Genomic DNA, 12,504 nt, shown 5'->3' with positions numbered 1-12,504 from the left:
AGGCTTTTTCTATTTCTTAGGATAAAGATCTTTGCGTTTATACGGTTCAATTTCACCGGGTTTGCGGGTCTTTAGCAGTTTCAGAATCCAGGTGTATTGTTCGAGATGCGGGGTGACAAAAATCTCCACTTCTTCATTCATCCGTCTGGCAATGGTATGGTCATCGGCCGTCAGAATGTCATCCATGGGTGGGCGTACCTGAATCGTCAGACGATGCGTTTTGCCATCGTACACCGGGAACAGCGGTACTACGCGCGCATGACAAACCTTCATCAGGCGGCCAATTGCCGGTAACGTTGCCTTATAGGTCGCGAAGAAATCGACAAATTCGCTGTGCTCCGGGCCGTGGTCCTGATCCGGTAAGTAATATCCCCAGTATCCCTGCCGTACCGACTGAATAAAAGGTTTAATACCGTCGTTACGTGCATGTAAACGACCGCCGAAACGTCGACGTACCGTGTTCCAGACATAGTCAAATACCGGATTGCCCTGGTTATGGAACATCGCTGCCATTTTCTGGCCTTGGGATGCCATCAGCATTGCCGGAATATCAACACCCCAGCCGTGAGGGACGAGAAAAATCACCTTTTCCTCATTACGTCGCATCTCATCGATAATTTCCAGGCCCTGCCAGTCAACGCGGTGCTGAATTTTCTCCGGACCGCGCATGGCCAATTCTGCCATCATAACCATCGCCTGAGGCGCAGTCGCAAACATCTCATCAACGATGGCCTCGCGCTCGGCTTCGCTGCGCTCAGGAAAACAGAGGGATAAATTGATAAGCGCTCTGCGACGCGAACTTTTCCCCAGCCGTCCGGCAAGCCGTCCCAGTTTCGCCAGAACGGGATCGCGAAATGACGCGGGTGTTAATGCAATCCCTGCAATCGCTGCCACGCCAAGCCAGGCGCCCCAGTAGCGCGGGTGACGGAATGATTTTTGAAACTCAGGGATATACTCAATACTCTTTTTTTTCGTTTCCATGCTCTTCCAGTATCGGGGGCCGCGAAAAAGTAAATCTGCTGATAGTGTAGCGGCGCACCGTGTCCCGTACAAAATAAAAAAAGCCGGCACGCATAGCGTACCGGCTCTGTCAGTGTATTTATTAATCGAAGCGTAGCTGAGGCAGAACCTCTTTCACCTGTGCCAGGTACTCGGTACGATCCGAACCGCTCAGCCCTTCCGTACGCGGCAATTTTGCCGTCAACGGGTTCACAGCCTGCTGGTTGACCCATACTTCGTAGTGCAGGTGCGGGCCAGTAGAACGCCCGGTGTTACCTGACAGCGCAATACGATCGCCACGTTTCACTTTTTGTCCCGGTTTAACCAGCAGCTTACGCAGGTGCATGTAACGGGTGGTGTAAGTGCGACCGTGACGAACAGCAACATAGTATCCGGCCGCGCCACTCCGTTTCGCGACCACCACTTCACCATCACCGACTGACAGCACCGGCGTACCTTGCGGCATCGCAAAGTCGACACCTTTGTGCGGTGCAACGCGTCCGGTTACCGGATTCAGGCGACGTGGATTGAAGTTTGACGAAATACGGAACTGCTTCGCCGTAGGGAAACGCATAAACCCTTTAGCTAGCCCGGTCCCGTTACGGTCATAGAATTTACCGTCTTCAGCACGGATCGCGTAATAATCTTTGCCTTCAGAGCGCAAACGAACGCCCAGCAGTTGGCTTTGTTCGCGTTTACCGTCCAGCATCTCGCGAGACATCAAAACGGAGAACTCATCGCCTTTCTTCAGCTTGCGAAAGTCCATCTGCCATTGCATCGCTTTAATCACCGCGCTGATTTCAGAGCTGGTCAGGCCAGCATCTCTTGCACTGGCGACGAAACTACCGCCCACCGTACCGTTGATTCGGCTGTTAACCCAGTCGCCCTGCTGCATTTCGCTGCTCATTTTGAAACCCGTTGCCGTACGATCATAAGTACGGGTTTCACGGCGGGAAACTTCCCAGGTCAGGCGCTGCAAATCACCTTCCGAAGACAGCGTCCAGGAAAGTTGCTGGCCAATTTTCAGATTACGTAGATCTTTATCAGATGCGGCAAGCTGGCTGATATCGCCCATATCAATGCCGTACTGGTTCAGGATACTGCTCAGCGTATCGCCGGTAGAGACAACATACTCGTGAACCCCGGCTTCGCCAGAGGTCTTGTCATCGAGTTCGTCCTGAGGGATAGCTTCATCTTCCTGAGCGGCTTGATCGATAGGTTCGCTGGCTTCTGGCAACAGTGAACGGATCTCGCTTTTTTCCAGCTCAATGGTTTTAACGATAGGTGCAGAGTCGGGATGGTATACATAAGGCCGCCAGACTGCGACGGCCAATGTCAGAACAGTAAGCGACCCCAACATTACACGATGGGGTCGCGGCAAATTATTAAATGCCAGAGCGACAGAGCGGGCTATCTGTTGCACGTATTCACTTCCTCATTAATCTCCTTTCAGGCAGCTCGCATACTGGTTGGCTAATTGGTTCAGAAACGCTGAATAGCTTGTTTTACCCAGTTTGATATTCGTTCCGAGGGGATCCAACGTTCCCATTCGAACGGATGTCCCTCTCGCTACGGCTTCAACGACCGCTGGCCTGAACTGTGGCTCAGCAAAAACGCAGGTTGCTTTTTGCTCAACCAACTGTGTTCTTATTTCATGTAAACGCTGCGCACCAGGTTGAATCTCAGGGTTCACGGTAAAGTGACCAAGCGGTGTTAGCCCGTAGTGTTTTTCGTAGTAGCCATAGGCGTCATGAAAAACGAAATACCCTTTACCCTTGAGCGGTGCGAGCTCGTTACCTACCTGCTTATCGGTTGCGGCTAATTGTGCCTCAAAATCCTTCAGGTTGGCGTCAAGTTTGGCTCGACTTTGCGGCATAAGTTCCACTAATTTATCATGGATTGCAACCGCTGAGGCCCGCGCTATCTCTGGGGAAAGCCAAAGATGCATGTTGTAATCACCATGATGGTGATGCTCGTCACTTTTTTCGCCGTGAGCGTCGTTATGCCCATGATCGTCATCATCATCGTCAGCGCCTTTCATGAGTAACGGTTTCACGTCATTGAGCTGCGCAATCGTTACCTGTTTTGCGTTAGGAATATTCTTGACTGACTTTTCCATAAACGCCTCCATTTCCGGACCGATCCAAACGACTAAGTCCGCGTTCTGTAAGCGTTTTACATCGGAAGGGCGCAGCGAATAATCGTGTTCGGAAGCCCCGTCAGGCAGCAGAACCTGGGTGTCTGTAACCCCATCTGCAATCGCTGAGGCAATAAAGCCCAGCGGCTTAAGTGACGCCACTACAGCGGCATTTGCAGCCTGAGTTGCACTACCCCAAAGAGCAGCGGATAATGCTGCGAAAAGAAGCGTATTTTTATGTAACATAATGCGACCAATCATCGTAACGAATGTGAGAAATGTGATATTATAACATTCTATAACTTCTGCAAGACTAAAATTGATATGACGACTTTGGTTTCACTGGAAAATGTCTCGGTCTCTTATGGTCAACGCCGCGTCCTTTCTGACGTATCGCTTGAACTTCGACCCGGCAAAATTTTAACGCTTCTTGGCCCGAATGGGGCCGGAAAGTCTACGCTGGTGCGCGTTGTATTGGGACTGGTAGCGGCTGATGAAGGGGTGATCAAGCGCAACGGGCATTTGCGGATTGGCTATGTACCGCAAAAACTGTACCTCGATACAACACTCCCGCTGACGGTGAGCCGCTTTTTGCGCTTACGTCCTGGCACAAAGAAAGCCGACATTCTCCCTGCGCTGAAACGTGTTCAGGCCGGGCATCTGATGGATGCTCCGATGCAAAAACTGTCCGGCGGGGAAACGCAGCGTGTCTTGCTGGCCCGAGCATTGCTAAATAAACCACAGCTCCTGGTGCTCGATGAACCGACTCAGGGAGTGGATGTGAATGGTCAGGTTGCACTGTACGATCTTATCGATCAGTTGCGACGTGAACTGGATTGCGCCGTGCTGATGGTCTCCCATGACCTGCATCTGGTCATGGCAAAAACCGACGAAGTCCTGTGTCTGAACCACCACATTTGCTGCTCCGGCACGCCGGAGGTGGTTTCAATGCACCCTGAATTCATCTCTATGTTCGGGCAACGCGGCGCTGAACAACTCGGAATTTACCGTCACAACCATAATCATCGCCACGATTTACAGGGTCGCATTGTTTTACGCCGGGGAAATGGTCACTCATGATTGAATTATTATTACCCGGCTGGTTAGCCGGGATCATGCTGGCCTGCGCTGCTGGCCCGCTTGGCTCGTTTGTGGTCTGGCGTCGGATGTCTTATTTTGGCGATACGCTGGCGCACGCATCACTGCTGGGCGTTGCGTTTGGTCTGCTGCTGGATGTAAATCCCTTCTATGCTGTTATCGTCGTCACCCTGATGCTGGCCGCAGGCCTGGTATGGCTGGAGAAACGCCCGCATCTCGCGATTGATACCCTGCTCGGTATTATGGCACACAGCGCGCTGTCATTAGGCCTGGTGGTTGTCAGCCTGATGTCGAATATTCGTGTGGATCTGATGGCTTACCTGTTTGGTGATTTGCTCGCCGTAACGCCTGAAGATCTGGTGGCTATTGCCATTGGTGTCGTGGTTGTACTGGCTATTCTGTTCTGGCAGTGGCGTAACCTGCTGTCGATGACTATCAGCCCGGATCTGGCCTTTGTTGATGGCGTGAAGCTGCAACGCGTGAAGCTGCTGCTGATGCTGGTCACAGCACTCACTATTGGTGTGGCGATGAAATTCGTCGGGGCACTGATTATCACCTCACTGCTTATTATCCCTGCGGCGACCGCCCGTCGCTTTGCCCGTACGCCGGAACAGATGGCAGGGGTTGCCGTTGGTGTGGGAATGATAGCGGTTACAGGCGGACTGACCTTCTCAGCGTTCTATGACACACCGGCAGGGCCATCCGTGGTGCTTTGCGCTGCGCTGCTGTTTATCTTCAGTATGATGAAGAAGCAAGCGAGCTGAGCATGCGTTGCCCGGTGGCGCTACGCTTACCGGGCCTGCAAAATCGCCCAGGCCTGATGAGCGTAGCGACATCAGGCACTAAGGCATCTGTGGCGGTGTAATGCCAAAGTGGTTCCACGCCCGCACGGTTGCCATACGTCCGCGTGGGGTACGTTGTAGAAAACCTTGCTGAATCAAATACGGTTCCAGCACGTCCTCAATAGTTTCACGTTCTTCGCCGATTGCCGCCGCCAGGTTATCCAACCCGACCGGACCACCAAAGAATTTATCGATCACCGCCAGCAGCAGCTTGCGGTCCATATAATCGAAGCCTTCAGCATCGACATTGAGCATATCCAGCGCCTGGGCCGCGATATCCGCCGAGATGGTGCCGTCATGCTTCACTTCGGCGAAATCACGCACACGACGCAGTAAACGGTTGGCAATACGCGGCGTACCGCGTGCCCGGCGCGCTACTTCCAGCGCCCCTTCGTCACTCATCTCCAGCCCCATAAAGCGGGCACTGCGTCCAACAATGTGCTGAAGATCAGCCACCTGATAGAACTCCAGGCGCTGCACAATGCCAAAGCGATCACGCAGTGGAGAGGTTAACGAACCCGCACGCGTTGTAGCGCCAATCAGGGTAAACGGCGGCAGATCGATTTTAATTGAACGTGCTGCCGGGCCTTCGCCAATCATGATATCCAGCTGATAGTCTTCCATTGCCGGATACAACACCTCTTCCACTACCGGTGACAAGCGATGGATTTCATCAATAAACAGCACATCATGGGGTTCGAGATTGGTGAGCATGGCCGCCAGATCGCCTGCTTTTTCCAGTACCGGGCCGGATGTAGTGCGCAGGTTGACGCCCATTTCATTGGCAACAATATTGGCAAGCGTGGTTTTACCCAGACCCGGAGGACCAAAAATCAGCAGGTGATCGAGGGCATCACCGCGCAGCTTCGCCGCCTGGATAAAAATTTCCATCTGCGAACGTACCTGAGGCTGGCCAATATACTCTTCCAGCAGCCTGGGGCGGATCGCACGATCCACCAGGTCTTCAGGGGTAGTGCTGGCAGCCGAAATCAGGCGATCTGCTTCAATCATCCTTTACCTCACAATGCCGCGCGAAGCGCTTCGCGAATCAGGGTTTCACTGCTGGCATCAGGGCGAGCAATTTTGCTTACCATGCGGCTGGCTTCTTGTGGTTTATAGCCTAACGCTACCAGCGCAGCAACCGCTTCCTGCTCGGCATCATCGCTTACCGGACCGGCAGGTGATGTCAGCACCAGATCGGCAGCCGGCGTAAAGAGATCGCCATGCAGTCCTTTAAAGCGGTCTTTCATTTCGACAATCAAACGCTCTGCGGTTTTCTTACCAATGCCCGGTAATTTCACTAACGCGCCAAGCTCTTCGCGCTCAACAGCATTCACGAACTGCTGCGCAGACATGCCGGAGAGGATCGCCAGCGCCAGCTTTGGCCCCACGCCGTTGGTTTTAATTAGCTCTTTAAACAGCGTGCGTTCTTGCTTATTGTTGAAGCCATACAGTAGCTGTGCGTCTTCGCGCACCACAAAATGCGTGAAGATGATCGCTTCCTGCCCGGCTTCCGGCAGCTCGTAGAAACAGGTCATCGGCATATGTACTTCATAGCCTACCCCGCCCGTTTCCAGAAGGACCAGTGGGGGTTGTTTTTCAAGAATGATGCCTCTGAGTCTGCCTATCACATGACGCTCCTGCGTTAAGGGCTAAAAGGTAATGCGCTATCATAAAAAAAGGCTGGATAGATATCCAGCCTCATTTGTCACTAACGTAACCTACCGCGTGCTAAATTCAACCTCGACTCACTCATTTGCATAGCGTTCTGGCTGACATGGCAGTGGGTAATGGCAATCGCCAGCGCATCCGCAGCATCCGCCTGAGGGTTAGCCGGGAGCTTGAGCAGCGTACGCACCATGTGCTGTACCTGGCTTTTTTCCGCGCTGCCGATACCGACGACTGTCTGTTTAACCTGTCGGGCAGCATACTCAAACACCGGAAGATCCTGATTGGTCGCAGCAACAATCGCTACGCCGCGCGCCTGTCCCAGCTTCAGCGCCGAATCGGCATTTTTCGCCATAAAGACCTGCTCGATGGCAAAATAATCCGGCTGGAACTGGGTGATGATTTCCGTCACCCCCGCGTATATCAATTTCAGGCGTGACGGGAGATCATCAACTTTGGTGCGAATACAACCACTGCCGAGGTAGGTCAGCTGTCTGCCGACCTGACGGATTACGCCATAACCGGTAATGCGCGACCCCGGATCAATGCCGAGAATGATAGACATCACGCATCTCCTGTTATTTTATGGCTTAACCACATCATTCTAACGTAGCTGCAACCTCATCGGAGATTTCGCCGTTGTGGTAAACTTCCTGCACGTCATCGCAATCTTCCAGCATATCGATCAGACGCATCAGCTTCGGCGCTGTTTCTGCATCCATATCCGCTTTGGTGGATGGGATCATAGAAACTTCAGCCGCGTCCGCTTTCAGACCTGCCGCTTCCAGCGCATCACGAACTTTCCCCATCTCTTCCCACGCGGTGTAAACGTCAATCGCGCCGTCGTCGAAGGTTACAACATCTTCAGCACCGGCTTCCAGTGCCGCTTCCATGATGGCGTCTTCGTCGCCTTGCTCAAAGGAGATCACGCCTTTCTTGCTGAACAGGTATGCGACGGAACCGTCGGTACCGAGGTTGCCGCCTGTTTTAGTGAATGCGTGGCGCACTTCCGCAACGGTACGGTTACGGTTATCAGACAGACATTCAATCATCACGGCTGTACCGCCAGGACCGTAACCTTCATAGATGATGGTTTCCATGTTGGAATCTTCATCACCACCCACACCGCGCGCAATCGCACGGTTCAGGGTGTCACGGGTCATGTTGTTTGCCAGCGCTTTATCAACCGCTGCACGCAGACGCGGGTTAGCATCCGGATCGCCACCACCCAATTTAGCCGCCGTTACCAGCTCACGAATGATTTTGGTGAAGATCTTACCGCGCTTAGCATCCTGCGCTGCTTTACGATGTCTGGTGTTGGCCCATTTACTATGACCTGCCATAAATAATCTCTCCAAAAAGCGCGCCTTCTCAGGCGACGTTAATTACAAACTCTTCAATCGCCTGCCGGTTACTCCACGACTTGGTTAACTGTGCAGCCTCGTGCGCATTAACCCAACGGTAGGTCAAATGTTCGGTGAACACGATCTCTCGTTCAGTGGGCAGTGCCAGGCAAAACCAGGACTCCGTATTACGTATAATTCCTGGCGCATAGCGATGACGTAAATGACTAAAAATCTCAAACTCCACCGTGCGCTGGCAGTCAATTAAGGTCAGTTGCTCACGCGCAACATCAATGGCGACCTCTTCCTTTACTTCGCGCAGGGCGGCTTGCGACGCGGTTTCACCTTCTTCAAGGCTGCCGGTGACCGACTGCCAAAAATCAGGATCGTCGCGTCGCTGTAACATCAGCACTCTCCCGGTGTCCTTTGCATAAATCACGACTAACACCGAGACAGGCTGCTTATATGCCATATCAGTTATTCTCGGCCTTCTTAACAACCTGAATGCTCAGTTCCGCCAGCGCAGCTTCGTTGGCAAAGCTCGGCGCTTCGGTCATCAGACATGCGGCAGCTGTCGTTTTCGGGAAAGCAATAACGTCACGGATGTTATCCGTACCGGTCAGCAGCATGGTCAGACGATCCAGACCAAACGCCAGGCCCGCGTGCGGCGGTGTACCGTATTTTAGCGCATCCAGCAGGAAGCCGAATTTCTCGCGCTGCTCTTGTTCGTTGATACCCAGAATACCGAATACGGTCTGCTGCATATCACCGTTATGGATACGTACAGAACCGCCGCCTACTTCGTAGCCGTTGATAACCATATCGTACGCATTGGCAACCGCATCTTCCGGCGCAGCTTTCAGCTCAGCCGCCGTCATGTCTTTCGGCGCGGTGAACGGGTGGTGCATCGCGGTCAGACCGCCTTCACCATCGTCTTCAAACATCGGGAAGTCGATAACCCACAACGGCGCCCATTTGGCTTCGTCGGTAATGCTCAGGTCTTTACCCAGTTTCAGACGCAGCGCGCCCATCGCATCGGCAACCACTTTCTTGTTGTCGGCACCGAAGAAGATCATATCGCCGTCTTGTGCGCCAGTACGTTCCAGAATGGCTTCAATGATTTCAGCATTCAGGAACTTAGCAACCGGGCTGGTGATACCTTCCAGGCCTTTCGCACGCTCGGTGACTTTGATGTAAGCCAAACCTTTCGCGCCGTAGATCTTAATGAAGTTACCGTAATCGTCGATCTGCTTACGGCTCAGTGCAGCGCCGCCAGGGACGCGCAGAGCCGCTACACGCCCTTTCGGATCGTTAGCCGGACCAGAGAATACGGCGAATTCAACAGATTTCAGCAGATCAGCGACGTCTACCAGCTCCATCGGGTTACGCAGATCCGGCTTATCGGAACCGTAACGACGCTCTGCTTCGGCAAAGGTCATGATCGGGAAATCGCCCAGATCCACACCTTTTACTTCCAGCCACAGATTACGCACCAGCGCTTCCATCACTTCACGCACCTGCGGTGCGGTCATGAAGGAGGTCTCAACATCGATCTGCGTAAATTCAGGCTGGCGGTCAGCACGTAAGTCTTCGTCACGGAAGCATTTTACGATCTGGTAGTAACGGTCGAAGCCAGACATCATCAGCAGCTGTTTGAACAACTGAGGAGACTGAGGCAGCGCGTAGAATTTACCTTTATGTACGCGAGACGGTACCAGGTAGTCACGCGCACCTTCTGGCGTCGCTTTCGTCAGCATCGGCGTTTCGATGTCGAGGAAGCCGTGGTCGTCCATGAAACGACGCACCAGGCTGGTAATTTTGGCACGTGTTTTCAGACGCTGCGCCATTTCAGGACGACGCAGATCGAGGTAGCGATACTTCAGACGAGCTTCTTCAGTATTGACATGGTTAGAGTCGAGCGGCAGTGAATCTGAACGGTTGATAATGACCAGATCGGATGCCAGCACTTCAATTTCGCCCGTCGCCATATCGGCGTTGACGTTTTTCGCATCACGCGCACGCACGGTGCCCGTTACCTGAATGCAGAACTCATTACGCAGTTCGGAGGCCAGCTTTAACGCGTCCGCACGGTCCGGATCGAAAAATACCTGCACGATACCTTCGCGGTCGCGCATATCGATAAAGATCAGGCTACCAAGATCACGACGACGGTTGACCCAACCACACAGAGTCACCTGCTGCCCCTCGTGGGACAGACGTAGCTGTCCGCAATATTCTGTACGCATGAGATATCCCTTAACTTTGCCGCAGGCGGATTGTCACCTGCCCGGCAGATGACGAAGTCGCAGCTTTAGCTGAATGTCACAACTGAATGAAAAAAGGCGGCTATTATACTGGAAATTCTGCCGCACGATAAGAGCCTACTGGGGTAGACTCTCAGTCCGGTACTGACTGTACGCGTGTTTCCTAAGCGGGTATTGCGTAATCTCACAAAAAATAACAAAAATTGTCGCCCCTTTCACACAGATTCGCGATTAAGGTGTAACGGAAATCTTTTTTACTGGAGTCACCATGCTGGAACTGAACGCAAAAACAACCGCGCTTGTCGTCATCGATCTACAGGAAGGGATCCTGCCTTTCGCAGGTGGGCCTCATTCGGCAAACGACGTGGTCGCCCGTACGGCACAATTGGCGGAAAAATTCCGTACTCACGGTTCACCAGTGGTGATGGTTCGCGTCGGCTGGTCTGCGGATTATGCCGAAGCGCTAAAACAACCGGTTGATGCCCCCGCGCCAGCCAAAGCATTACCCGACAACTGGTGGGAATACCCGCAAGCGCTGGGAAAATGTGCAACAGACCTGGAGGTTACCAAGCGCCAGTGGGGAGCATTCTACGGTACTGACCTGGAACTACAGCTGCGCCGTCGTGGTATCGACACCATCGTCCTTTGCGGGATCTCCACCAATATCGGTGTCGAATCCACCGCGCGTAACGCCTGGGAGCTGGGTTTTAGCCTGATCGTTGCCGAAGACGCCTGCAGTGCCGCCAGCTCCGACCAGCATCAGGGCAGCATGACGCATATTTTCCCACGCATTGCCCGTATACGTCGCGTTGACGAGATCCTGCAAGCGTTATGATCTATATCGGCTTACCCCAGTGGTCACACCCGAAATGGCTGCGTCTGGGGATCACCAGCCTTGAAGAGTATGCCCGCCACTTCAACTGCGTGACGCGGGTATTTTAAAAATCACTAAAGAACGCCCAAGAGCATGTGTTTTCTTTAGTATATTCAACGCATTAAAAATTAACATCATGTGAAATTCGGCAAAGTTCATACGTGTTATAACGTCCCAATTATGCCCCAAAATGCCCCAAAGCAGACATTTTTGCCCCAAGTATGCCCCACAAGTCACGTCTTCAAGTCGTCTATATCCATAGCACACCGAGTTACATTCTTGCATCCGGCGTGTCGACAATACCTACTTTATTGAGTGTGCGAGAATTACCAGGAACCTTTCCACAATGTAGTAGTCTAATAGTCGAATCCATCTAACATTAAGAAGCGTTATGATCACTAGCCTCTCATTGATATCTTCTGTAATAGTCACTCTATGTATCATGGTGTTCGCTACCGTAAAGGTAGGGATTGGTTTGTCTAACAATCCAGACAGAAATGATAATTAACCTCAACCACGTAACCACACTTCATACTTCACTTAACAGTGATGTGCTCACATCACCGGGCAGTCATCAAGCTCCGCATTCCTGGCATCATTAATGATGTACGTGATCACCCCGAACACCGGGAGCGAAGTGCCGTATCCTTCCTTTTCGGCTGGTATCGCTTCCCTTCTCCCGTTCTCCAGGTTTATCAGGTGCGGCTTCGGGTGCGCCCGGTAACGCTTAATCCTGAATTCTCCATCCATCGCACATATCAGCAACGAACCATCGCATGGCGATAAGGATGAGTCGATAACCAGCAGCGCACCGTTCAGTATCCCTTCACGATAATATGAAGCCGCAGCCCGCATAAAATACGTTGCTGATGGATGACGAATAAACTGCTGGTCGAGGGAGATTCGTGTTTCAACATAATCTGCCGCAGGTGATGGGAATCCCATGTCAGTGCCCTCTCTTGAATGCCGGATAGAAATACAGTATAAATAGTGTATATCTATCCAGTAAAGAGGTAATGCGCAATGTTCGTGGAACTCGTTTATGACAAACGGAATTTTGATGGGCTGCCCGGTGCAAAAGACATCATTCTTGGCGAACTGAGTAAGAGAGTTCACCGGATTTTCCCGGATGCTGATGTCCGGGTAAAACCGATGATGACACTGCCGGCGATCAACACTGACGCCAGCAAGCATGAGAAAGAACAAATAAGCCGTACTGTTCAGGAAATGTTTGAAGAGGCTGATATGTGGCTGGCAAATGAATAATGTTCTGCAATCC

At 52.4% G+C, this 12,504-nt stretch carries 15 protein-coding genes and 1 pseudogene; 6 read left to right on the top strand and 10 right to left on the bottom strand.

Annotation, left to right across the window (positions count from 1 at the left end; genetic code table 11):
- Positions 1-9 precede the first annotated feature (9 nt).
- From lpxM to znuA, 3 genes are all read right to left on the bottom strand, one after another.
- A complete protein-coding gene (gene lpxM, locus HV261_RS12635; RefSeq protein ID WP_202038412.1) occupies positions 10-981 on the bottom strand; it encodes a lauroyl-Kdo(2)-lipid IV(A) myristoyltransferase in 972 nt (323 codons plus the stop codon).
- Between the two features lie 121 nt (positions 982-1,102).
- Positions 1,103-2,422, bottom strand: a complete 1,320-nt coding sequence (gene mepM, locus HV261_RS12630) for a murein DD-endopeptidase MepM (protein ID WP_071887356.1) — start codon at positions 2,420-2,422, stop codon at positions 1,103-1,105.
- A 15-nt stretch (positions 2,423-2,437) separates the two neighbouring features.
- On the bottom strand, positions 2,438-3,382 hold the full coding sequence (znuA, locus tag HV261_RS12625) for a zinc ABC transporter substrate-binding protein ZnuA (RefSeq protein WP_005120703.1): 945 nt from the start codon (positions 3,380-3,382) through the stop codon (positions 2,438-2,440).
- Between the two features lie 78 nt (positions 3,383-3,460).
- Between znuA and znuC the strand changes: the two genes are divergently transcribed.
- Both znuC and znuB read left to right on the top strand, forming a co-directional pair.
- Positions 3,461-4,216 carry a zinc ABC transporter ATP-binding protein ZnuC gene (gene znuC, locus HV261_RS12620; RefSeq protein ID WP_040232396.1) on the top strand — a complete coding sequence of 252 codons (756 nt, stop codon included), beginning with the start codon at positions 3,461-3,463 and terminating at the stop codon, positions 4,214-4,216.
- The gene (gene znuB / locus HV261_RS12615) at positions 4,213-4,998 is read left to right on the top strand and encodes a zinc ABC transporter permease subunit ZnuB (protein ID WP_202038411.1); all 786 of its coding nucleotides are present in this window, start codon (positions 4,213-4,215) and stop codon (positions 4,996-4,998) included. Before znuC ends, znuB begins: the two co-directional genes overlap by 4 nt.
- A 78-nt stretch (positions 4,999-5,076) precedes the next feature.
- Here znuB and ruvB read toward each other — a convergent pair whose 3' ends face one another.
- The 6 genes from ruvB to aspS form a co-directional block, all read right to left on the bottom strand.
- A complete protein-coding gene (ruvB, locus tag HV261_RS12610) occupies positions 5,077-6,087 on the bottom strand; it encodes a Holliday junction branch migration DNA helicase RuvB (protein WP_137381570.1) in 1,011 nt (336 codons plus the stop codon).
- Positions 6,088-6,095: 8 nt separating this feature from the next.
- Positions 6,096-6,707, bottom strand: coding sequence for a Holliday junction branch migration protein RuvA (ruvA, locus tag HV261_RS12605; protein ID WP_137381569.1), 612 nt, complete (start codon positions 6,705-6,707; stop codon positions 6,096-6,098).
- 80 nt (positions 6,708-6,787) lie between these two features.
- Entirely contained in the window at positions 6,788-7,309 is a 522-nt protein-coding gene (ruvC, locus tag HV261_RS12600) for a crossover junction endodeoxyribonuclease RuvC (RefSeq protein WP_003034867.1), read from the bottom strand.
- Between the two features lie 34 nt (positions 7,310-7,343).
- Entirely contained in the window at positions 7,344-8,087 is a 744-nt protein-coding gene (locus HV261_RS12595) for a YebC/PmpR family DNA-binding transcriptional regulator (protein WP_003833836.1), read from the bottom strand.
- 28 nt (positions 8,088-8,115) lie between these two features.
- On the bottom strand, positions 8,116-8,559 hold the full coding sequence (gene nudB / locus HV261_RS12590; RefSeq protein WP_137381568.1) for a dihydroneopterin triphosphate diphosphatase: 444 nt from the start codon (positions 8,557-8,559) through the stop codon (positions 8,116-8,118).
- Between the two features lies 1 nt (position 8,560).
- On the bottom strand, positions 8,561-10,333 hold the full coding sequence (aspS, locus tag HV261_RS12585; RefSeq protein ID WP_202038410.1) for an aspartate--tRNA ligase: 1,773 nt from the start codon (positions 10,331-10,333) through the stop codon (positions 8,561-8,563).
- 286 nt (positions 10,334-10,619) lie between these two features.
- On the opposite strand from aspS, the gene HV261_RS12580 reads away from it, so the two are divergent.
- From HV261_RS12580 to HV261_RS27970, 3 genes and pseudogenes are all read left to right on the top strand, one after another.
- Entirely contained in the window at positions 10,620-11,186 is a 567-nt protein-coding gene (locus HV261_RS12580) for a hydrolase (protein WP_202038409.1), read from the top strand.
- Positions 11,183-11,278, top strand: a pseudogene (locus tag HV261_RS27675) (hypothetical protein); the annotation flags it as partial. The gene HV261_RS12580 and the pseudogene HV261_RS27675, both read left to right, overlap by 4 nt.
- 338 nt (positions 11,279-11,616) lie before the next feature.
- Positions 11,617-11,733, top strand: coding sequence for a YnaM/YnfT family protein (locus tag HV261_RS27970; RefSeq protein ID WP_349813808.1), 117 nt, complete (start codon positions 11,617-11,619; stop codon positions 11,731-11,733).
- A 47-nt stretch (positions 11,734-11,780) separates the two neighbouring features.
- Here HV261_RS27970 and HV261_RS12575 read toward each other — a convergent pair whose 3' ends face one another.
- The gene (locus tag HV261_RS12575; protein ID WP_202038408.1) at positions 11,781-12,170 is read right to left on the bottom strand and encodes a HumD family translesion DNA polymerase; all 390 of its coding nucleotides are present in this window, start codon (positions 12,168-12,170) and stop codon (positions 11,781-11,783) included.
- Between the two features lie 78 nt (positions 12,171-12,248).
- Between HV261_RS12575 and HV261_RS12570 the strand changes: the two genes are divergently transcribed.
- Positions 12,249-12,491, top strand: coding sequence for a DinI family protein (locus tag HV261_RS12570; RefSeq protein WP_165712315.1), 243 nt, complete (start codon positions 12,249-12,251; stop codon positions 12,489-12,491).
- Positions 12,492-12,504 lie beyond the last annotated feature (13 nt).

Origin of the sequence: Citrobacter sp. RHBSTW-00671 (assembly GCF_014103415.1) — a bacterium.
Classification (GTDB): domain Bacteria; phylum Pseudomonadota; class Gammaproteobacteria; order Enterobacterales; family Enterobacteriaceae; genus Citrobacter.
The sequence above is the reverse complement of the archived record's forward strand: the minus strand, read 5'-3'. Positions and strand labels throughout refer to the sequence as shown.

Coding starts and splice junctions, on each gene's coding strand:
- lpxM (WP_202038412.1), bottom strand. CDS start 981: ATGGAAACGAAAAAAAAGAGTATTGAGTATATCCCTGAGTTTCAAAAA.
- znuA (WP_005120703.1), bottom strand. CDS start 3,382: ATGTTACATAAAAATACGCTTCTTTTCGCAGCATTATCCGCTGCTCTT.
- znuC (WP_040232396.1), top strand. CDS start 3,461: ATGACGACTTTGGTTTCACTGGAAAATGTCTCGGTCTCTTATGGTCAA.
- znuB (WP_202038411.1), top strand. CDS start 4,213: ATGATTGAATTATTATTACCCGGCTGGTTAGCCGGGATCATGCTGGCC.
- ruvB (WP_137381570.1), bottom strand. CDS start 6,087: ATGATTGAAGCAGATCGCCTGATTTCGGCTGCCAGCACTACCCCTGAA.
- ruvC (WP_003034867.1), bottom strand. CDS start 7,309: ATGTCTATCATTCTCGGCATTGATCCGGGGTCGCGCATTACCGGTTAT.
- HV261_RS12595 (WP_003833836.1), bottom strand. CDS start 8,087: ATGGCAGGTCATAGTAAATGGGCCAACACCAGACATCGTAAAGCAGCG.
- nudB (WP_137381568.1), bottom strand. CDS start 8,559: ATGGCATATAAGCAGCCTGTCTCGGTGTTAGTCGTGATTTATGCAAAG.
- aspS (WP_202038410.1), bottom strand. CDS start 10,333: ATGCGTACAGAATATTGCGGACAGCTACGTCTGTCCCACGAGGGGCAG.
- HV261_RS12580 (WP_202038409.1), top strand. CDS start 10,620: ATGCTGGAACTGAACGCAAAAACAACCGCGCTTGTCGTCATCGATCTA.
- HV261_RS27970 (WP_349813808.1), top strand. CDS start 11,617: ATGATCACTAGCCTCTCATTGATATCTTCTGTAATAGTCACTCTATGT.
- HV261_RS12575 (WP_202038408.1), bottom strand. CDS start 12,170: ATGGGATTCCCATCACCTGCGGCAGATTATGTTGAAACACGAATCTCC.
- HV261_RS12570 (WP_165712315.1), top strand. CDS start 12,249: ATGTTCGTGGAACTCGTTTATGACAAACGGAATTTTGATGGGCTGCCC.